This window comes from Streptomyces sp. E-08, from assembly GCF_049913095.1.
Taxonomy (GTDB): Bacteria; Actinomycetota; Actinomycetes; order Streptomycetales; family Streptomycetaceae; genus Streptomyces.
This window is the reverse complement of the sequence record NZ_CP183971.1, coordinates 8,338,243-8,357,500: the sequence shown is the minus strand read 5'-3', so window position 1 is coordinate 8,357,500 and position 19,258 is coordinate 8,338,243. Positions and strand designations below refer to the sequence as shown.

15 protein-coding genes are annotated in these 19,258 nt (G+C 73.7%); 5 read left to right on the top strand and 10 right to left on the bottom strand.

The genetic code is table 11. The features are described 5' to 3' along the window. Positions 1 to 6: 6 nt before the first annotated feature. The 6 genes from ACN9MM_RS38285 to ACN9MM_RS38260 all read right to left on the bottom strand — a co-directional run bounded on the left by ACN9MM_RS38285 (position 7) and on the right by ACN9MM_RS38260 (position 8,418). A complete protein-coding gene (locus tag ACN9MM_RS38285; protein ID WP_426368431.1) occupies positions 7 to 2,145 on the bottom strand; it encodes a M48 family metalloprotease in 2,139 nt (712 codons plus the stop codon). Next, positions 2,142 to 2,783, bottom strand: a complete 642-nt coding sequence (locus ACN9MM_RS38280; protein ID WP_426368430.1) for a hypothetical protein — start codon at positions 2,781 to 2,783, stop codon at positions 2,142 to 2,144. The genes ACN9MM_RS38285 and ACN9MM_RS38280 overlap by 4 nt, the downstream gene beginning before the upstream one ends. A gap of 97 nt (positions 2,784 to 2,880) precedes the next feature. Continuing rightward, the gene (locus ACN9MM_RS38275; RefSeq protein ID WP_426368428.1) at positions 2,881 to 3,645 is read right to left on the bottom strand and encodes an ABC transporter ATP-binding protein; all 765 of its coding nucleotides are present in this window, start codon (positions 3,643 to 3,645) and stop codon (positions 2,881 to 2,883) included. After that, positions 3,642 to 6,380, bottom strand: coding sequence for an ABC transporter permease subunit (locus ACN9MM_RS38270; RefSeq protein WP_426368427.1), 2,739 nt, complete (start codon positions 6,378 to 6,380; stop codon positions 3,642 to 3,644). Before ACN9MM_RS38270 ends, ACN9MM_RS38275 begins: the two co-directional genes overlap by 4 nt. A 12-nt stretch (positions 6,381 to 6,392) precedes the next feature. Then, positions 6,393 to 7,640 carry an ABC transporter substrate-binding protein gene (locus ACN9MM_RS38265; protein ID WP_426368426.1) on the bottom strand — a complete coding sequence of 416 codons (1,248 nt, stop codon included), beginning with the start codon at positions 7,638 to 7,640 and terminating at the stop codon, positions 6,393 to 6,395. Positions 7,641 to 7,740: 100 nt separating this feature from the next. Next, positions 7,741 to 8,418: a class I SAM-dependent methyltransferase gene (locus ACN9MM_RS38260; RefSeq protein WP_426368424.1), complete on the bottom strand. Its 678-nt coding sequence runs from the start codon at positions 8,416 to 8,418 to the stop codon at positions 7,741 to 7,743. Positions 8,419 to 8,698: 280 nt separating this feature from the next. Here ACN9MM_RS38260 and ACN9MM_RS38255 point away from each other — a divergent pair, with 280 nt between their 5' ends. Then, a complete protein-coding gene (locus ACN9MM_RS38255; RefSeq protein ID WP_426368423.1) occupies positions 8,699 to 9,616 on the top strand; it encodes an ADP-ribosylglycohydrolase family protein in 918 nt (305 codons plus the stop codon). A 72-nt stretch (positions 9,617 to 9,688) separates the two neighbouring features. Here the strand turns inward: ACN9MM_RS38255 and ACN9MM_RS38250 are convergent, their stop codons facing one another. Together ACN9MM_RS38250 and ACN9MM_RS38245 are read right to left on the bottom strand one after the other, a co-directional pair. Further along, positions 9,689 to 10,930, bottom strand: a complete 1,242-nt coding sequence (locus tag ACN9MM_RS38250; RefSeq protein WP_426368422.1) for a pyroglutamyl peptidase — start codon at positions 10,928 to 10,930, stop codon at positions 9,689 to 9,691. 106 nt (positions 10,931 to 11,036) lie between these two features. Further along, positions 11,037 to 13,238, bottom strand: a complete 2,202-nt coding sequence (locus tag ACN9MM_RS38245; RefSeq protein ID WP_426368421.1) for an FUSC family protein — start codon at positions 13,236 to 13,238, stop codon at positions 11,037 to 11,039. Positions 13,239 to 13,401: 163 nt separating this feature from the next. On the opposite strand from ACN9MM_RS38245, the gene ACN9MM_RS38240 reads away from it, so the two are divergent. Both ACN9MM_RS38240 and ACN9MM_RS38235 read left to right on the top strand, forming a co-directional pair. Then, complete coding sequence (locus tag ACN9MM_RS38240) at positions 13,402 to 14,922, top strand: MFS transporter (RefSeq protein WP_426368419.1); 1,521 nt, start codon at positions 13,402 to 13,404, stop codon at positions 14,920 to 14,922. Beyond that, positions 14,919 to 15,626, top strand: coding sequence for a TetR family transcriptional regulator (locus ACN9MM_RS38235; protein ID WP_426368418.1), 708 nt, complete (start codon positions 14,919 to 14,921; stop codon positions 15,624 to 15,626). Before ACN9MM_RS38240 ends, ACN9MM_RS38235 begins: the two co-directional genes overlap by 4 nt. Positions 15,627 to 15,646: 20 nt before the next feature. Here the strand turns inward: ACN9MM_RS38235 and ACN9MM_RS38230 are convergent, their stop codons facing one another. Together ACN9MM_RS38230 and ACN9MM_RS38225 are read right to left on the bottom strand one after the other, a co-directional pair. Continuing rightward, entirely contained in the window at positions 15,647 to 16,363 is a 717-nt protein-coding gene (locus ACN9MM_RS38230) for a response regulator (RefSeq protein ID WP_426368417.1), read from the bottom strand. Next, the gene (locus ACN9MM_RS38225) at positions 16,360 to 17,538 is read right to left on the bottom strand and encodes a sensor histidine kinase (protein WP_426368416.1); all 1,179 of its coding nucleotides are present in this window, start codon (positions 17,536 to 17,538) and stop codon (positions 16,360 to 16,362) included. Before ACN9MM_RS38225 ends, ACN9MM_RS38230 begins: the two co-directional genes overlap by 4 nt. 300 nt (positions 17,539 to 17,838) lie before the next feature. Between ACN9MM_RS38225 and ACN9MM_RS38220 the strand changes: the two genes are divergently transcribed. Both ACN9MM_RS38220 and ACN9MM_RS38215 read left to right on the top strand, forming a co-directional pair. After that, positions 17,839 to 18,237, top strand: coding sequence for a hypothetical protein (locus ACN9MM_RS38220; RefSeq protein WP_426368415.1), 399 nt, complete (start codon positions 17,839 to 17,841; stop codon positions 18,235 to 18,237). Between the two features lie 350 nt (positions 18,238 to 18,587). Continuing rightward, complete coding sequence (locus ACN9MM_RS38215) at positions 18,588 to 19,244, top strand: maleylpyruvate isomerase N-terminal domain-containing protein (RefSeq protein ID WP_426368413.1); 657 nt, start codon at positions 18,588 to 18,590, stop codon at positions 19,242 to 19,244. The last annotated feature ends 14 nt before the right edge of the window (positions 19,245 to 19,258 follow it).

Sequence of the window (19,258 nt, the reverse complement as noted above, 5' to 3'; positions counted from 1 at the left end):
GACGGCCTAACCCCGCTTCGTAGCGCGGCGGGCCCGGACGGCGAGGGCCTGGACGGCCCAGGCGAGAAGCGTGCCTACGGCGGCTGTCTTGAGGGCCAGGCTGAAGTGGACCGCCCCCGGGAGTGGTTCGCAGGGGGCGGGGCCCGGGGCGAGACAGCCCAGGAGCCTCACCAGTACGCCCCAGGCCGACATCCCGAGCAGGCCCGCGCCGAACGCGGCCACCGCGCCGCGGGCGAGCGGGAGTGGTGCGTGTCCCCCGCCCGCCCAGAGGGCCGCCGTCACCTGGCCGGCGATGAGCACCCCCACCGTCATCAGCTCCGGGGCGGGGACGCCGGTCCACACGACCAACAGAGCCACCACGGCGGACACCGGCGCCACCGGGATGCCGAAGCGGACGAGGAAGCCCGGCGGTGGCCCCGGCGGGCCGAATCCGGTGAAGGTGTGCCGGGCGCCGGGACGCCACGACACGTACTGCCCGACCAGCGGCAGCACCGCGGCCGTCAGCATCGCCGGCATCAGCTGCGACGTGATCCGGGTGAGCGCCAGCACGCCCGCGCCGCCGACGAAGACCACCGCGCCCGGCAGCGAGGGCGCGATGAACACCGCCGCGTACAGCGTCATCGCAGGAAGCGTCAGGAGGAAGCCCGCCCAGGGCAGCACCCCGGCCGTGGCCACCGCGAGGACCGTCCACAGCACGCGCCGCGGACGGCGGTTGCGGCCCAGGACCGGTTCCCACGCCGTCGCGACGAGCACCAGCCACCGTACGAGTGCCCACCCGCAGACACTCGTCAGGACGAGGTACGGGAGGGCCAGGGACGCCCCGCGCCCGCCCACACTCACCAGGCTGAAGGCCTCCGACGGGGACAGCAGCCGGAACACGCCCAGGCCGAGGCCCAGGCCAAGACCCGCCTGCCGGATCCGTGCCGGGGTCAGGGAGCCGGGGGCGTGCGCCACCGCCTGCCAGAGCACCGTCCCCGCCGCGCCGACCACCAGGGACCCGGCCAGGACCGTCGCGGCGAGCTCCGTCAGCGGTCCCGCCTGGCTGCCTCCGCCGATCGGCCCCAGTCGCGCCATGTCGTAGAGGAAGGCGCCCGCCGCCCCGACCGCGCACATGTCCCAGAACCCGATCTCGTACAGCACCCCGCGGTCGGCCAGTGCCCGGGCCCGCCGCGCGCGCGACGGGTGGACGCGCAGAAGACCACGGCCGTACCGCGCGCCCTGCTGGGCGGGAACGTCGCCGAACAGCCTGCGCAGTCCGTCGGCCGAGCCCTCCCACTCCGTCACCCGCGCGTCGGCGTACAGCTCCCGGCTGCGCAGCACGGCGTTCTTGAGCAGGGTCACCACGGCGCCGAGCAGCACGATCTGGACGGCGAACGCCAGGACGGAGCCCGCGAGCGCGGCCCCGAGGAAGACAGCGGACGGGACCGCGACGACGGTCAGAGCGCCCAGTGTCGGCAGGCTCGCGCGCCACAGGAACAGCGTCAGGAAGGCGATGTCCAGGTCGCGGTTCCTGATGTGTGCCAGTTCATGGAGGACGATGCTGCGGAACGCACCCCGGTCGAGGGAGTACAGCGTGAGCAGCCCGCCGCTCAGGACCACCCGGCGTCGCCCGAGGCGGCCGAAGGCCAGGGCGTGGACCATCGGATTCAGTGGTTCGGCGAGGAAGCCGACCCGTGCGTGCACACCCGACTCGACGAGCAGGGCCGCCAGGTACGCCGACAGCTCGGGCATTCCGGTGAGCGGGCGGTAGCCGCGACGCCGGATCCGGTACCGGGGCAGGGTGACGTAGGCGCCGAGGAGGCCCAGCAGCAGGCTCGCGGAGACGCCGGCGGTGACCAGTCGGCCGGCACCGGCGCGTGGGTCCTCGCAGTCGCCCATGTCGAGTTCGGTCGGGATGCGGATGCCGGAGTCGGAGCCGCGTTCACGGGCCGCCTTCTCCGTCGCCCGCGCATTGCAGTCGCCGTACTCCTGGAGCTCCTCCCACCGGACCGAGGACAGGAGGACGGACGAGGTTCCGTTCACCAGGAGGGCCGATACGGTGGCCATCGCGGCGATCAGCAGAGCGAAGCGCACTGCCGTGCCGGACGGAAGCGTGAACGGACCCGGCCGGCCGCCGGGCTGCGGTCCCGGCGTCCACCGCTTCACCTCGCCGCCCCTTCCGGCCCCTCCCCGCCCGGCTCGTCGGCGCCGCGCGCGTGAGTGTCCCGCTCGTCGGCGTTCGGCCTCGCCTCGGACAGGGTGGCGAGCTCCGCGGTGATCCCGTCCGCGATCGCCCGCGCCTGCGGCTCGGGCACCTGCCAGCGGAGCACCGCCCGCAGGGCCACCTCGCGCAGCCGGGTCAGCTGTTCGACGGTCAGACGCTCCGGTTCCGCGGACACGGCGGCCGGCTCCACGGACGCGGTGGCCGGTCCCGCCTCCGCTTCAAGGGTCCGTCGGGTTCGGGTACGGCGGCGGAGCAGCCTCGGCAGCAGCCGGTTCCGGGTGGTGTCCACGGCGTCCGCGGTGGACTGCTGGGCGAGGTGGTCGAGGACCTGCACCGCGGCGGAGAGCGCCGCGGTGCTGATGAGCGCGGCGACCACGTCGAGGCCTATCGCCAGCGGCTCGTCCCGGTGGACCGGCCACAGGCGGTCCTTCGCCGGCGACTGGTGGAAGGCCTCGGCCGTCATCGGGAACTGGGGCAGCTCGTGCGGTGCCGCCGCGGCCACCGCGCGGCGCGCCAGCCGGGTCGCCGTCCCGACGTCGTAGCGTGCTTCGTACCCTCTCCGGTGCCCGTGTCCCCGCATGTGATCAGACGCCTCCCCCGTCATCCGATCTCGTCAGCAACTCACCATGATGCCAGTGAAGTTGGAGACGGCACGAGGGTGATTCGAGGCACCGGCGTCAAGGAGCGCGACGATCGCCCTCCGCCGCGCCGGTACCGGCGCCGAGGTACGCCTCCCGCACCGCCGGGTCCGTCTGGACCTCGGCCGCCGTCCCTTCGGCGAGCACCCGGCCGAGGTCCAGCACCACGACGCGCGAGCACAGCTCCATCACGAAGGTCACGTTGTGCTCGACGAGCAGCACCGCGCACCCCTCTTCGTCGGCCATGTGGCGTATGACGGCGGCGAGCTCGCGGCGCTCCTGAGGGGTCGTCCCGGACGCGGGCTCGTCCAGGAGCAGGACCCGGGGCGGATCGGCGAGCGCGCGGGCCAGCTCGACCATGCGGGCCTGGCCGACGGGCAGGGCGCCCGCGTACGAGCCGGCGAGCGCGTCGAGCCCGCACTCGTGGAGCACGGCGGCGGCCCGTTCCCGGCGGAGGCGCGGAGCGGGCCGCACTCCGCCCCGCCAGTCCTGTGCCACGACGAGGTTGTCCGTCACGGTCAACTGCTCGAAGAGCTGCTGGCGTTGGAAGGTCCGGCGGATGCCGTGCCGGGCCCTCCAGACGGGGGATCGGCGGGTGATGTCCGTACCGTCGTACGAGATCGCTCCCGCGTCCGGCCGCCGCATCCCCGACAGCACGTCGAAGAGGGTCGTCTTGCCCGCGCCGTTCGGCCCGATGAGGCCGCAGATCTCACCGGGGCCGACGGAGACGGTCACGTCACGCAGGGCGTGGACGCCGCCGAAGCGGACGCCGATCCCGCTCGCGCGGAGCAGCGCGTCGCTCATCGGCGGACTCCCTTCCCGAGGTAGGCCTCGGCGAGCCGGTCCCGGTCCACGTCGGACCGGGGCCCTGACCAGGCGATCTCGCCCTGTGCGAGGTAGGCGACCGTGTCGGCTATGCCGAGTGCCTCGGCCGCCTTCTCCTCGACGAGGACGAGCGCGGTGCCGTGGTCGCGGAGTTCGGTCAGGAGGTGGAAGACCTCGTCCACGACCCGCGGCGCGAGGCCGAGGGAGGGCTCGTCGGCGACGAGGACCGCCGGGGGCCGCTGGAGGAGCGGGGCGAGGGCGAGGAGCTGCTGCTCGCCGCCCGACAGGGACCCGGCGGCGACGGCGCGGCGAGCGGCGAGCGCGGGGAACCGGGCGTACACGGCGTCGCGGTCCTCGGCCTCCGTCAGCTGCAGTGCCAGGTTCTCCTCGATGGAGAGACCGGCGAAGATGCCCCGACCCTCGGGTGCCAGCCGCACTCCGCGGCGCGCACGGGTGACCGTGGCGTCGCGGGTGGCGTCCTCGCCCCGGACCCGCACGAGACCGCCGGCCGGCCGCAGCAGTCCCGCGGCGACCCGGCAGAGGGTGGACTTTCCGGCCCCGTTGAGCCCGAGGAGGACGAGCACCTCGCCGCCGCGCACCGCGAGATCGACGCCGTGCAGCACGGGCGCGCCGCCGTACCCGGCGCGTACTCCGCTCAGTTCGAGCGCGGCCGGCGCCTCGTGGGGGTCGTGGCCCGTGCCTGGGGCGGTGGCCCCAGCACGGGCGGAAGCCGGCTCCGGGGCGTGTGCGTCCCGCCGCACCGTGCGCGGCGCGGGGACGGCACTCACCATGGGTCCGCGCTTCGCGGCGCGCCGGGCCGCGCGCCTCGACGGGAGCGCGGCGCAGTACCCGTCCGGGTCGTTCGCGAGGGCCAGCCCCGCCAGGCCGAAGAGGATCACGGGCAGATGCGCGGAGTCCGTCACGTACGTCGTCAGCAGATGCGGGGCCACCGCGAAGACGAGCCCCGCCACCACCGCGTACTGCGGCCTGCGGACCCCCGCCGCGACCACGACCGCCAGCCACACGAGGCCCGTCATCGCCGTGAAGTCCGTGGCCGTGATCCTGGTGTTGTACGAGGCGTAGAGCACCCCTCCGAAGCCCGCGAGGCCCGCCGACACCGTGAAGAGGAGGAGCTTCGTCCGTACCACCGACACCCCCGACGCCGCGGCGGCCTCCGGGGCCGAGCGGACCGCGAGCACGGCCCTGCCCCAGCGGGAGCCGCGCAGCCAGGTCAGGAGCGCGACCAGGACCGCGCTGAGCAGCACGAGGGCGAGCCCCAGCGCCCGGTCGTCGCCCAGGTCCACCGGTCCGGCCACCGGCCTCGGGATCTCCCACCCGGTGTCGCCGTTGCGGAGCCCGCCGAGCTGGAAGAGCACCTGGTCCGCGAGGAAGGCGAGCGCCAGGGTGGCCAGGGCCAGTGATCTGCCGCCGAGCCGCAGTGCGGGCAGCGCGACCACCGCGCCGAGGAGCGCCGCCGCCGCGGTGCCGGCGGCCGCCGCGGCGACGAAGGGCCAGCCGTGACTCATCAGCAGCCCCGCGACCAGGGCCGCGCCGGTCACGAACGTCGCCTGGGCCAGCGACACCATCGCACCCAGTCCGGTGACCACCGTGAACGACATGAACACGAGCCCGATCGCGAGCCCTTGGGCCAGGATCCCGCTCCAGAAGGGCGTGGTGACGGTGTAGAACGCCGTGCCGAGGAGGACTCCGGCCAGCAGCCACGGACCCCAGCGGCGGCCCCGTCCCTTCCCGGCGAGGTACTCGACCGGCGGTGGGTCCGCGGCCGCCGTCCCGGCAGCGCGGCGGCGGCGCCGCCCCAGGAGGACGAGTCCGGCGAAGAGGATGAGGAACGGTACGGCCGTGCGGAAGCCGGTGATGTCCTCGGCGAAGGACGCGTACCCCGCCACGAGGTTCTGGAGCACTCCGAGACCGAGGCCACCGGCGAAGGCGAGCGGCACCGACAGGAAGCGTCCGAGGACCGCCGCGGTGGCCGAGACGAACAGGAACAGCGTGTAGTCGTGCGCCGAGAGCCCGAGGAGCGGGGTGGCCAGGACCCCGGCGAGGCCCGCGAGACCGGACGACAGCATCCACGCGATCGAGGACAGCCGGTCGGCGCTGATGCCCCGCAGTTCGGTCAGGGCCCGGTTGTCGACCGCCGCCCGCAGCCGGAGGCCGAGCCTGGTGTGCCGCATCAGGACCCACAGGGCGGCTGCCGCGAAGGCGGTGGCGATCCAGGTGATCAGCTGGTCGGAGTCGATGCCGACGCCGTCGAGCGGCTGCCAGGACACGGCGGGGCTCGGCCCGACGCCCGGCAGCCCGTACTGGTTCTCGGCGGGCTCGACCGGGGCGCCCGCCCGCTCCAGGAGTTCGACCGTCCACAGTCCGGCTGCGGGCAGTGCGACGAGCAGCCCGATCGTGGCCACGATCTGTGCCGTCTCTCCGGCCCCGGCCAGCTTTCTGAACATCAGCCGGTCCAGGCCCCAGCCGAGGCCGGGCGCCACCACGCACACCAGGAGCAGGGCGGTGGGGACGGCCGGCCAGCCGAATCCGGAGTGGAGCTCGTAGAAGGCCAGCGCGCACAGGTAGGCGGTGGCGCCGTGCGCGAAGTTGAAGAGCCCGGAGGCGGAGTAGGAGAGCACGAGGCCGGTCGCGAGCAGCGCGTACAGCGCGCCCGAGACCAGCCCGCTCAGGACGAAGCCCAGCAGGTCACCCACGTGACGCGCCCCTCAGCCGAAGGGGATCGGCGGGTAGCACGTGAACGGCACGGCCACCTCGTACCGCCCGTTCCTCAGCCGGACGAGCGCGCCGCAGCCGAAGCTCTCCTTCTTCCCCTTGGGCAGCGCGCGGTCGCCGACGAGCGTTCCCCTGTCGGAGAACCCGTCGGCGGCCTTCTGGAAGGACTCGACGGTGAGGTCCTTGCCGGCCTTCGCGGCGACGGAGAGGAAGAGGTCGGCGCTCATGTACCCCGTCATCATGTGCATGTTGAGGGGGACGTCCTTGCCGCCGGCGGCCTTCTTGATGTCGGCCTTGAACTGCCGCATCGCGGGGGTGTCCGACTCGAAGGGCTGGAACTGCAGCAGCACGTGCACCCCGTCGAGAGCCTGCTTCGTCGCGTCCTTCGCGAGCAGCCCGGGGTCGTAGTCCGTCGGGTCGGAGATGACCCCCTTGTAGCCGGACCGCTTGAGCGCGGTGAACAGACCGATGTTGTACGGGGTCTGCATCACGGAGACGACGGCGTCGGGCGCGGCGGCGCCGGGGCCGGAGCGGAGGATCTCCTTGGTGTACGCCGACCAGTCGCTCGGCATCGAGGTCGCCGGAACCACGGCCTTGGCGTACGCGACCTGGAAGCCCGCGGCCTTGAAGCCCTGGGTGAAGGTACGGATGCCGAACTTGCCGGCGTCGTTGTCTCCGGCGATCAGCGCGACGGACTTGCCGCGCGAGCCGCCGAGGACGGACGCGAGGCCCTCGGGCCAGGTCTGGTTGAGCGTGCCGCCGGGTGTCGGGACGAGGCAGCCGTTGAAGCCGTAGAGGTGCGCCGGCCCGCAGAACGAGGGGAGCGTGCCCCAGCCCACCGTGGGCACCTTCTGGGCATCGAGGAAGTCGGCCCCGGCGAAGGTGACCGAGCTCATCGGAGAGACCGCGAAGACCTTGTCCTGCTGGACGAGCTTGCGGGCCGCCGCGAGGTTCCTCGCGGGGTCCTGGCCGTCGTCCTCGGCCCCCAGGTACTCGATCTTCCGGCCGTTGATCCCGCCCTCGGCGTTGGCCCGGTCGTAGCGGGCTCGGGCGCCGAGGTCGGTGTCCTTCTTGGAGTAGCCGCTGGCGGACGTCATGGAGACGATGCCGCCGACCCTGATCGCGTCGGCGGTGACTCCGCGTACCGAGGACGTGCCGCTTCCTCCGGTGGAGGCGGAGTTACAGGCGGTGACGAGGAGCAGGGCGAACGCGGCGACTGTGACGCGCAACGGTCGAGGCACGGGCGATCCCTCCGTCGGGTGACCGCATTCTGTGACCGGACCGATGAACCGTCAATAACTGATGCAGCGTCAATTGACGATACGTCAGGGAGCTTGCGCATCAGTCCGCCGACGCCACGCCCTCCGTGAGGGCCCGCCGGCGGGCGTAGGTGAAGAGGTGCTCCTCGGGAGCGGCGCGGTCGTCGTCCGGGGCGAAGACCGACAGCGCGTGGTGCAGCACGTCGAGGCCGCAGTCCTCCCGCTGGAGGCGCAGGTACTCCTCCACCGAGAAGCTGGAGACCCTGACCGTGCGCTCCATCCAGACGATCTCGACGTCTTCCACGTCCGCCGGCACGGTCGCGGTGACCAGGAACCCGCCCGGCGCCAGCCAGCCCGCCATGCGCCGGAGGGTGGCGGCCGCCTCGGCCCTGCTCATCATCATCAAGGGGAAGAAGGCGCACACCGCGTCGAAGCCGCCCGCCGGCGCCTCGAAGGCACGGACGTCACACTGTTCGAAGCGGGCCCCGGGCACCTGTGCGCTCGCGAGTTCGACCATCTCGCGGGACACGTCGATGCCGGTCACCTCGCAGCCGGCGCGCACCAGGAGGTCGGCGACGGGGCGGCCCGTACCGCTGCCGACGTCGAGGACCCGGGCCCCCGGGCCGAGACGTGCGGTGAGCCACTCGACCGCCGCCAGCTGGGCCGGCAGCCGCACGAAGGCGCGCTCGTACTCGATCCCCAGGCCGTCGAACAGTTCCGCCGCCGAGACCGTCCGCCCCTTCGTACCGTCGTGGTCCATTCCGATTCCCTTCCGTCGCGGGGTGCGTACGTGGGGTTCGTACCACGGGCGAGCCCGTCCGGCCGAGGCTTTCCGGCGACACGGACACCTGGTGAACAACCTGCGGTCCTCCAGCGGAAGCAGGCCGTGGAAGGGGCCGGCGCCGCTGCGTCCGAGTTCGACGAGGAACTGTCGGTAGGCCGGCCGCTCTACCGACGTCCGGACGCCTCCCCCCTGTGTGCGGGGGATGCGGCACGAAATCGGAGTGCCCGGGACGCCGTCGTCCTGTGATACTGCCGCGATGATCAACGTTCCTGCCGCCGCCCTCGACTCGCTGTCCGGACTCGCCTTCGGTGATGCCTTCGGCGACCGCTGGTTCGGCATCCTGCGCCGCGAGGGCACCGCGGCCCTGGAGGCGCGGGCGCTGCCCCCGGAGCCGGTGTGGCGGTGGAGCGACGACACCGCCCAGGCGCTGGTCCTCGTCCGGGAACTCGCCGAGGGCGGCGGGGCCGTCGACCAGGACCGTCTCGCCCTGCGCCTCGCCGAGGCGTACGCCGACGACACGCACCGCGGCTACGGAGCCTCGATGCACGACGTGCTCCGCCGGATCGGCGCGGGTGAGCCCTGGCGGGACGTGGTGGCCGGGCAGTTCGCCGGCCAGGGCTCCTGGGGCAACGGCGCGGCCATGCGCGTCGCCCCGCTCGGCGCCTGGCACGCCGCCGACCTCGACGCCGTCGCCGAGCTGGCGGCGCGCCAGAGCGCGGTGTCCCACCACCACCCGGAGGCGGTCGCCGCCGCGGTGGCCGTGGCCCTCGCCGCCGCGCTGGCGGCACGCAGCCGCGGGGGGCCCGCGCCGGCACGACCGGACTTCCTCCACGCCGTCGCCGCACGGCTCCCGGACAGCGACGTCCGGTCGGGGCTGCGGATCGCGGCCCGGATGCCGGCGCACACCTCGGTCCGGCACGCCGCGGAGGTCCTGGGCTCCGGCTACCGGATGTCCGGCCCCGACACCGCCCCCTACGCCCTCTGGTGCGCGGCGGGGCACCTCGACGACCTGCACGAGGCCCTGTGGACCACCGTCGCGGGGCGGGGCGACATCGACACCACCTGTGCCGTCGCGGGCGGGGTCGTCGCCGCCCGTTCGGGCACCGGCGCTCTCCCGCCCGCCTGGCACGCGGCCCGCGAGCCACTGCCCCCGCTCGGGCCCGACGGCCCCTAAGGGAGGCTTCAGAGGGGGCCAGTCGCACGGGTCGTGGTCTCACCTGGTCACGGGGTCACCCGACCGCCGGGGCTACCGGGAGCCGGCGGCCACGGCGACGATCGCCCTGACCTGGGCGATGATGTCGAGCCGGTTCCGTACGAATGCGGCGTCGGTGACCGTGCCCGTCGCGGGGTCGGTGTTTCCGGGGCCGAACTCGAGGACCGGCGTGTGCACATGGCCGCCGCGCAGCCGCGTCAGGCCGAGGCGGTCGCGCAGCAGGGTCGCCCGGTAGGCGATCTCGTTGGACAGGTAGTTCCCGCCGCCGCCCGCCCGGGCCGCGGAGCCGGGCGTCGGTCCTCCGGGGCGGACCACGGGGGTGTCGGACCCGGCCGGCAGCTCGGTCACGGAGGTGTTGTCGTACACCGGGTAGCGGCCGGTGGAGGCCGCCGTGATCGCCGCGTACGGAAGGGTGGTGGACGTCCACTGGGGCTGTGTACCCGGATCGGTGACGGGCACGGTCTCCGTGCGGGCCAGATTCTCGTTGTCGGGGAACCCGCCGCGCCAGGCGCCGTTGGTCCGCTCGATGTCGAACCGGCCGGGCCGGCCCTGGCTCACCGTGGTGAAGAGGTCCACCTCCGGCAGGTGCGGACGCAGGGTCCGCTCGACCGTGCCGTCGGCGAAGTCCTGCCAGCGGACGGGGAAGACGGCCGTCTCCACCCGGGCGAGGGAGCCGTCGGAGGTGCGCAGCCAGGTGCCGTCCAGTGCGAGCGCGGTGGCCCCGGAGGGGTTGCTGATCCGGGTGTCGCGGTCGAGCGTGAACGGGTCGAAGCCGGTCAGCAGGATGCGCTTCACGCCCTTCCCCGCCGGGTAGCGGATCGAGTCCTGGCCGCGCGAGGAGCGTTCGAGCCGGTCGAGCAGCCGGGTCCGCCCCTCCTCGGTGATCCCGAATCCGGGCTGCCAGGAACGGAGTTCACGGGTGAGGGCCAGTCGCGACCAGTACAGCGGCCGGTCGTCGTCCCGGGAGAGGCCGCCTCCCGCTCCTCCCCTGCCCTGGGCCCGGTCCACGGCGCGCCGCCAGAGCCCCGATCCGTACCGGACGACCGTCCGCTCGGCCGCCGCGAAGGAGCCGGCGTCGGTGAGGGCGTCGGCGAACCGCGGTGCCAGGGAGTCGAATCCGCTGAGCCGCAGGATCTCCTGGGGTGCTGACCGGTCGAGCCGGGCCTCTTCCACGGAGGCGGCGGTGGCCGTCCCGGCGGCCTGGCCGGGCGGGGTCGCCAGGGCCAGGGAGACGGCGGCGAGAGGGAGGGCGAGTGCGCTGCGTATCGAGGGCACCTGAGTCCTTTCGTACGAACATGGCGTTCCGTCAGAAGCGGACTTCCGCAAAGGAACTCAGGCTACGGCGTCAGGGGCATGCCCGGCGGTTCGTCCGGGGGCGGGTTCAGGACGATTCACCGAGGTGGGCGGCGGGCCCTTCGCCGGGGGTGGCGTCGCCGTCGCCCGCGAGGCGTACGACGTCCGTCGTCAGGTTGGCCAGCCAGGACACGGTCGCGTAGTACGCGCGCGGTGCGCCGGGCGGATCGTCGGCGGCGGCGGTGGCGGTGACGGCCGTGATGGCGGAGACCGTCGGGGGGTGGGACCCTGCCGGTGCCTCCGCGGTGTCCCCGGTGGGATCGATGCGAGCGGAGGTCAGCAGCATGGCCGCCGCGACCCGGTCGCCCGCGCGGACGACGGACTCCGCGGCCTCTCTCCCGAGCGGCGGAACCACGACCGGCTCGGGCGGTACGAGGAGCCGGTCGGCGCCCCACAGCGTGTGGTGCCCGGTGATCAGCGCGGCCTGCCAGTCCTGACCGGCCGGCGGGCGCCCGGGCCCCTTGGGTTCGCTCTGGTACTGCGCGTACGCCGACTCCGCCATGACCAGGGCGTGCTGCAGCGACCGGTGGCCCGGCGCGGTGACCACCGGCACGCGCCGCCCGCCCGCCGCGATCTGCGCCGTCGTGGCCACGACGATCTCCGCGGCGATCCGCAGGAGGACCGCGGCCGACCGCCGCAGCTCGTCGTGGGCGCCCCGGGGCCAGGCCAGCAACCCGAACACCGCGCCGATCGCACTGCCGGTCAGCACGTCGAGCAGCCGGAACTCGGCGAGCTGCCAGGTGGCGGGTGCGAGCTGCGCGAACACCAGGGCGACCACCACCGTGAACAGCGCCTGCGCCCATCCGACGCCCTTCACCGGCCCCAGGGTGAAGGTGACCAGCATGAGCGGCGGCAGTGCGACCGCGTAGACCTCGATGTCGGTGCCGACCAGCGCGAGCAGGGCCGCCGCGACCAGCGCGCCGACGAGAGTGCCGGTCAGCGCGATCCGCTCCGTCCTCCGGGTCTCCCGTACCGTCGTGCGGGTCAGGGTCAGGGTGGCCAGGAGCACCCAGAAGCCGTGCGGGAGCGTGTCGATGCCCGCGATCAACCGGGCCGCTGCCAGGGCGAGGCTGATCCGTACGGCGTTCTGGAAGAACACCGACCGGCCGCCGACGTGGCCCGAAAGGCGCCGCCACCAGAGTCGCGGTGCCCGCATCCGCGCGTACCAGAACCGGCCGGGCGCCGGTGCGTCGGCCGCTCGTCCCCGTACGGCGATGTCGGCGGCTGTGGACATCGCGAGCGCCGCGTCCGTCACCTCCAGGAGGGCCGCGTTGCGCCGTAGCGCGGCGGGGGTGGTGCCCTCGGCCGCCGCCAGTGCCTCACGGGCCCGGCGCAGACGGGCGTGCGCCCGGCCGTCGGGGGCTCCACCCCGCAATCGGACCGCGGTCTCCCTCGCCGCGTCCGCGACCGCACGCAGGGGGTCCATGCCCCCTGGACCCGGCTCCTCGTCCGCCCCGGGCGGAAGCACCACAGCCGCCGGCGGCGGCATGACCGCGAGCCGCCCCAGCAGGGTGCGGGTCGCGAGGCCCGTGTGGGCCAGCGCCCTCGGCCGCACCCCCGCCCCGGCCGGCCGCTCGGCCTCCGGGACCTGGGAGGAACGGAGCCCCGTGCTCAGGGCCCGGGCGGTGCGCAGCACGGCCTCCGGCAGTGTGTACGGGGCGGACCGCAGCCGGTCCGCGCAGTCCGCCGCGCCCTCGGCGGCCCGGGCGGCCCGCTCGCGGTAGGGCAGGGCCGCAGGCTCGGGCATCAGGGTCGCCTCCGCGATGATCAGCAGGACGAGCCCGAAGGTCGCCCCTCCGAGGCGTTCACCCAGCGAACCGGGATCGTAGGGCGGGAACGACGGCAGGATGTACATCAGCTGCAGGCCCGTCGCCGCGCCCGCGAACCGTGGTCCTCCGACGGCCATGAACGCCAGCGCGAACCCGACGACCAGCATGCCGACCACGGCGCTCCACGTCCGCACGGACAGGTAGGTGCCGAGCGTGATCAGCACCCAGCACACCGGCACCACGCCCAGGAGCACCGTGGCCCGCTGGCGTCCGGATCCGGGGATGTGCGAGAGCCCGGCCATGGCGATCGCGCCGAACAGCGCGTACGTGGCGCCGATCGCCGAGTCGAAGCCGTAGAGGAGCACGTAGAAACCGGCCGCGGCGGTGAGCGTGACGCGCAGAGCCTCCCGCGCCGCCGCCCTGTAGGCGGCCGGCAGCCGGTGCGGGAACGCGCCACCCATGCCCCCAGGATCACCCGGCCCGCGGGACCCGGCACGGCGGAGCGCACGGGCCGGCAGGAACCGGGCACCCCGACCTTGGCCAGGGGTGCACACTTGTTTACCCTGGGGGTGAACGCATGTGCACCCCTCCTCTCTCCCGCCTTCGCACCGCCTCTGGAGCACGATGACCGTCGCCGGATCCGCATCGGAACCCCTCTCCGCGTCCCCGCCCGGCACGCCGTCCGGACACACCGGTTCCCGGTTCGTCGTCCCCGTCCTGGCCTTCTGCGGCATGGTCGTCGCCGTCATGCAGACCCTCGTCGTGCCGCTGCTGCCGCACGTCCCCGAGCTCACCGGGGCGAGCGCGGGCGCCGCGGGCTGGCTCGTCACCGTCACCCTGCTCACCGGCGCGGTGTTCACCCCGGTGCTCGGCCGGGTCGGTGACATGTACGGCAAGCGGCGGGTGCTCCTCGCGTCGCTCGGGGTGCTCACCCTGGGTTCCGTGCTCTGTGCACTCAGCTCCGACATCGGCGTACTCATCACCGGCCGGGCGCTCCAGGGCGCTGCTCTCGCCGTGATCCCGCTCGGCATCAGCATCATCCGCGACGAACTCCCCGCCGAACGCGTCCTGCCGTCGATCGCGCTGATGAGCTCCACGCTCGGCATCGGCGCGGCGATCGGACTGCCCATAGCCGCCGTCGTGATGGAGAACTTCGACTGGCACACCATGTTCTGGGCGTCCGCCGCGCTCGGCCTGCTCGACCTCCTGCTCGTGCTGGCGATCGTGCCGGAGTCGGGCGTGCGCTCCCCGGGACGCTTCGACGTGCCGGGCACGCTGGGCCTCGCCGTCGTGCTGGTCGGTCTGCTCCTCGCGATCACGCAGGGCTCCGAGTGGGGCTGGACCTCCGTGCCGACACTCGGCCTGCTCGGCGCCTCGGTGGCCGTCGGGCTGCTCTGGGGCTGGTACGAGCTGCGCACCCCGTCCCCGATCATGGACCTGAGGGTGTCCGGCCGGCCCGCCGTGCTCCTGACCAACGTCGCGGCCCTGCTCATCGGCTTCTCGTTCTACGCCAACTCCCTGGTCACCGCCCAGCTCGTGCAGGAGCCCACGAGCACCGGATACGGCCTCGGCGCCTCCCTCGTCGTCAGCGGCCTGTGCCTGCTGCCCGGCGGCCTCGCGATGGTGGCCCTGTCGCCCCTCTCGGCGCGGATCTCCGCCGCGTACGGTCCCCGCACGGCGCTCGTCGTCGCGGCCGTCGTCATGGCCGTGGGCTACGTGGTGCGCTTCTTCACCAGCCACAGCCTGTGGCTGATCGTCGCCGGCGCCACCGTGGTCGCCTGCGGCACCGCCATCGCGTACTCCGCGCTGCCCGCCCTCGTCATGCGGGCGGTGCCGGTGAGCGAGACCGCGTCGGCCAACGGTCTCAACACCCTGATGCGCTCCGTCGGCCAGGCCTGCTGCAGCGCCGTGGTCACCGCCGTGCTGGCCCGTGTGACGTTCGTGGCGCACGGCCGCACCGCGCCGACGCTCCACGCGTACCTGCTGATCTTCCTGATCGCCGCCGGAGCGGCCCTCGCCGCCCTCGCCGCCACCCTCCTGCTGCCGTCCGACCGGCCGAGCCGGGACAGCGCGCGCGACGGCGACCGGCCGGGCGGTACGGTCACGGTGTCACCACCCACCAGCGCCGCCCGAGGGAACGCATGAGCACCGCCCACGAAGCCACCTCCCCGGCCACCGCCGACGCGGATCGAACCGTCCGCCGGAAGGCCGCCGGCTCTCCCGCGCACCGAGGGGAGGAGGGACCGGACACCGGACGGCACGGAGGGGAAGCCGGCCCGGAGACCGGACGGCCCGGAGGGGAGGAGGGCCCGGAGACCGGACGCGACGCCATCATCCGCGCCGCACGGCGGGCGTTCACGCTCAAGCCGTACGCCGAGGTCACCATGCGCGGCATCGCCGCGGCGGCCGGGGTGAGCCCCTCCCTGATCGTCAAGCGCTTCGGCACCAAGGAAGCCCTCTTCAACACGGTCGTCGACTTCCGCCCGGCCGCCGCCGAGCTCTTCGGCGCTCCGCTTCCCGGTCTCGGCCGGCACCTCGTCCTGACCATGGTCGACCTCCGTGACCGGCTCCGCGGCGACCCGCTCCTGCGCGTGGTCTTCTCCCTCGGCATCGAGGACGAGCGCACCCTGCTGCGCGCCCGATTCCGCGAGCAGGTCACCGACCACCTCACCGGCCTGCTCACCGGCCCCGACGCCCGGCTGCGCGCCGAGCTGATCGCCGGGCAGCTCCTGGGCCTGGGTGCAACGCTGAGTCTCCACCGCCCCGACGGCGCCACCGCCCACACCCCCACCGAACGGCTCGCGGACCTCTACGCCCCCGGCATCCAACACCTCGTCGACGGGCGGTGAGAGGCTCCGCTTCCCCCCTCTCAGGACGTGGAGGGCCTCCCGCCGGGCGCGACCAGCCCCGTTTCGTACGCCAGCACCACGGCCTGCGCCCGGCTGTTCAGGTCGAGTTTCGCCATGGTGCGGTTGAGATGCGTCTTGACGGTCGCCTCGGAGATGAACAGCCGTTCCGCGATCTCCGCGTTCGACCTGCCGGTGCCCGCCAGGCGCAGCACCTCCGTCTCACGGGCCGTGAGCTGCTCGATCTCCGGTCGCCGCTCGACGGGTTCGCCGGGTGCCGACGTACGGGTGAAGGCCTCCACCAGGCGCCGCGTCACGCTCGGCGCGAAGAGGGCGTCGCCTCCCGCGACCGCCGCCACGGCGGCGAGCAGGCGCTTCGGACCCGTGTCCTTGAGGATGAAGCCGCTCGCGCCCGCGCGCAGTGCCCGGTAGACGTACTCGTCGAGGTCGAAGGTGGTGAGCATCAGGATCCGGGGCGGCGGCCCGGCCCCTTCGGCGGCGTCGGCCAGGATCCGCCGGGCCGCGTCGATGCCGTTCATCCGGGGCATGCGGATGTCCATCAGGATGACGTCGGGCCGTAGCCCGGCCGCCTGGGCGACGGCTTCCTCGCCGTCGCCCGCCTCTCCGACGACGGTCATGCCGTCGGTCGCCTCCAGCAGTCCCACGATGCCGGCGCGTATGAGGTACTGGTCGTCGACCACGAGTACGCGGGTCGTCACGGCCGGCCGCTCCCCCTTCATGTGTCGGCCGGCGTCTCTCCTGCCGTGGCGGTGGAGGTCGGCAGTGTCAGCCGTACGTGAAAGCCCCCTTCGGGGCCCGGGCCTGTCGTCACGGCACCGCCGTAGAGCTTCGCGCGTTCGTGCATCCCGATCAAGCCATGACCGCCCCTGGCGTCGACTCTGGCCGGATCCAGGCCCGGTCCGTCGTCCGTGACGCTCACCAGGAGGCGGTGGGGCTGGTACCGCACCTTCACCACGGCACCGCCCGGCCGCGCGTGTTTCAGTACGTTGGTGAGGGCCTCCTGCACCACTCGGTACGCGCACAGCTCCACTCCGGGCGGCAGCGTCCGGGGCCGTCCCTCCACGATCAGCTCGACGGGCACTCCCCCGGCGCCCATCCGGGCGGCCATGTCCGCGAGCCCGCCCAGCGTGGGCATGGGGGCGTACGAATCGGGGGCGCTGTCCCCCGCGCGCAGCAGGGTCAGCATCCGCCGCATCTCCTCCAGCGCCTCGCTGGAGGTGTCGGCGATGGTCCCGAGGGCTTTCCGGGCGGTGCCGGGATCGGTGTCGAAGACGTAGTCGGCCAGCCCCGACTGCACGGCGATCACCGATATGTGGTGGGCGATCACGTCGTGCAGCTCGCGGGCGATCCGCGCCTGTTCCTCGGCCACGGCCCGGAGCGCCTTGGCGTCGCGTTCCTCCTGGAGTTGCGCGGCGAGCTCGGCCAGTCGCTCCCCGCGGCGTTCGGACTCGCGCGCGGACTGGCCGAATCTCACCAGTACGGCGGGGACGACGATCCCCAGTGCCGCGGCCGCCGCCACCGAGCCTTCGGGGGCCACGAACCCCCCGTACAGCCAGATGACGCCGAGCCCCGCGCCGGCGGTGACAGCCGTGCGCGGCGGGCGGGTGGACGCGAGGGTGTAGAGGGCCAGTTGCGCGGCGAGGCTGTTCACCACCGGCCAGTAGCCGAGCGCGATGTACACCGTCCACAGCAGGAAGACGCCGCCCGTCACCGCGTCCGGATGGCGGTGCCGCCAGCACAGCAGCAGGTGGACGGCGAGCGTCAGCAGGCCGCCGGACACGTCCAGCGGCGGGTACCCCTCGCCGGTGTCCTGGCGGCCGAGCAGCAGCGCGCACCCCAGGACCGCCGTCGCGATGCCGGTGTCGAGGAACAGGGGGGATCGGGGGATCGGCACCCGCGGACGCTGCATCGGCGCAGCCTACTCGCGGCCCGCCGGGCCGGCGTCAACCGTACGCCGTACCACGGCCGGTGGAGGCGACGGCCGTGCCGGGCCGGTTCCGCTGCCACGCGGGGCCTACCGCCAGGGTTTACCCGGTGTCCACCAGCGGGTTGACGCCGGGGCGGACGGCTCCCGCGTAGCGTCACGGCCACCGACTTGGCAGATCACCGACAAGCTTGGATCCCCTGTCGACGCCGAGGCGAGTCGATCCACCGGCCGCGATGCCGGCTCCGGCACCACAACCGAAGGAGACCCATGTTCAGCCTGCGTCAGTCGAACCGGACCCGGTCCGGCAGCAAGACCGTCCGCAACGCCCTCGTCGTGGCGGCCGCGGCCGCGTCGGCCCTCGTCCTGGCCGCCCCCTCCGCCGGAGCCGCGGGCGTGCCGGGCGGCGCGGGCAGCGCCACGTGGTACTCCAACGGGGACAAGCTCACCATCTGCGACAACGCCGCGGACGGGAAGTCCGTGGTCGTCCAGGCCAGCTTCACGAGCACCCTGAAGTGGCACACCAGCGGAGCCGGCAAGTGCACCGACCGCTCCTACGGCGACCTCGCCGAGGGCTTCTCCTTCTCCTTCAGGGTCTGCCTCGGCGACTACAGCGAAGGGATCTACTACCCGGCCACGTGCAGCGGCTGGGCCGGAGCCGTCGCCTGACGGTGACACACGGGGGCGGGCGGCCCCGGCGGTCACGACGAGAGCTCGTACGACGAGGCCGGCCCCCTCCAGTCCAACCGGCACGCCGTCGCCACGCTCGCGCCGGGCGGGAAGGATCGACGTCCCGCTGCCCGACGGGAGTCCCTTCCTGAACATCGGCCCCACGCCCGGGGTCACGTTCTGGGACACCGACCTCAAGTCCGTCCGGAGGTTCACCTTCGCGAGGTGACGAGGGGGACGCGGTCGCCGGTGCCGGTCACGCATGACACGGGGCATGACGTGACCGGCACCGGCTTTCCGATGCCCCGGCGGGACCGGAGTTCCGGCGACCCGGTTGGTAGCTTGCGGGCGTGGACGCATTCACATGCTCGTGGACCGCACTGCGCGAGGCCGTCGCCGGTCTCGCCGACGAGGACTTCGCCCGGCCGTCGGGCTGCACCGGCTGGCTCGTACGCGACCTGGTCTGCCACCTCGTCATCGACGCCCAGGACGTCCTGATCACCCTCGCGACGCCCGCCGGAACACCGCCGACACGCGACGCCACGAGCTACTGGGAGGTCGCCGACGCGCCGCCGACCGGGGACGACCCCCTCGACGCGCTGACCGTTCGGCTCGCCGCCGCGTACGAGGATCCGGGACTCCTGAGGTTCCACCTCGACGACGTCGGCTCCGCGGCCGGAAGAGCCGCGGCACTCGCCGCCCCCGGCCTCGCGGTCGGCACGCGGGGAGAGGTGCTGACGGTCGGCGACTACCTCTCCGCGTACGTCCTGGAGTGGACCCTGCACCACCTGGACCTCGTGGCGCGGCTGCCAGGGACACCACGACCGCCCGCGGAGAGCCTGGCCGCCGCGCGTGACCTTCTCGAGCGGATCGCCGGAGTGCCTTTCCCTGCCGAACTGTCCGACACGGATGCCCTGCTCGTGGGAACCGGCCGTCGCGTACCGACCACGTCGGAGCGGGCCGTACTGTCCAGGGCGGAGGCGCGTTTCCCCCTCTGGCTCGGATGAACGGACCGCGCACG

Bases quoted from the DNA above. Each gene is read 5' to 3' on its own strand.
- ACN9MM_RS38280 (WP_426368430.1), bottom strand. From the start codon at position 2,783: ATGCGGGGACACGGGCACCGGAGAGGGTACGAAGCACGCTACGACGTC.
- ACN9MM_RS38275 (WP_426368428.1), bottom strand. From the start codon at position 3,645: ATGAGCGACGCGCTGCTCCGCGCGAGCGGGATCGGCGTCCGCTTCGGC.
- ACN9MM_RS38260 (WP_426368424.1), bottom strand. From the start codon at position 8,418: ATGGACCACGACGGTACGAAGGGGCGGACGGTCTCGGCGGCGGAACTG.
- ACN9MM_RS38255 (WP_426368423.1), top strand. From the start codon at position 8,699: ATGATCAACGTTCCTGCCGCCGCCCTCGACTCGCTGTCCGGACTCGCC.
- ACN9MM_RS38245 (WP_426368421.1), bottom strand. From the start codon at position 13,238: ATGGGTGGCGCGTTCCCGCACCGGCTGCCGGCCGCCTACAGGGCGGCG.
- ACN9MM_RS38240 (WP_426368419.1), top strand. From the start codon at position 13,402: ATGACCGTCGCCGGATCCGCATCGGAACCCCTCTCCGCGTCCCCGCCC.
- ACN9MM_RS38235 (WP_426368418.1), top strand. From the start codon at position 14,919: ATGAGCACCGCCCACGAAGCCACCTCCCCGGCCACCGCCGACGCGGAT.
- ACN9MM_RS38230 (WP_426368417.1), bottom strand. From the start codon at position 16,363: ATGAAGGGGGAGCGGCCGGCCGTGACGACCCGCGTACTCGTGGTCGAC.
- ACN9MM_RS38220 (WP_426368415.1), top strand. From the start codon at position 17,839: ATGTTCAGCCTGCGTCAGTCGAACCGGACCCGGTCCGGCAGCAAGACC.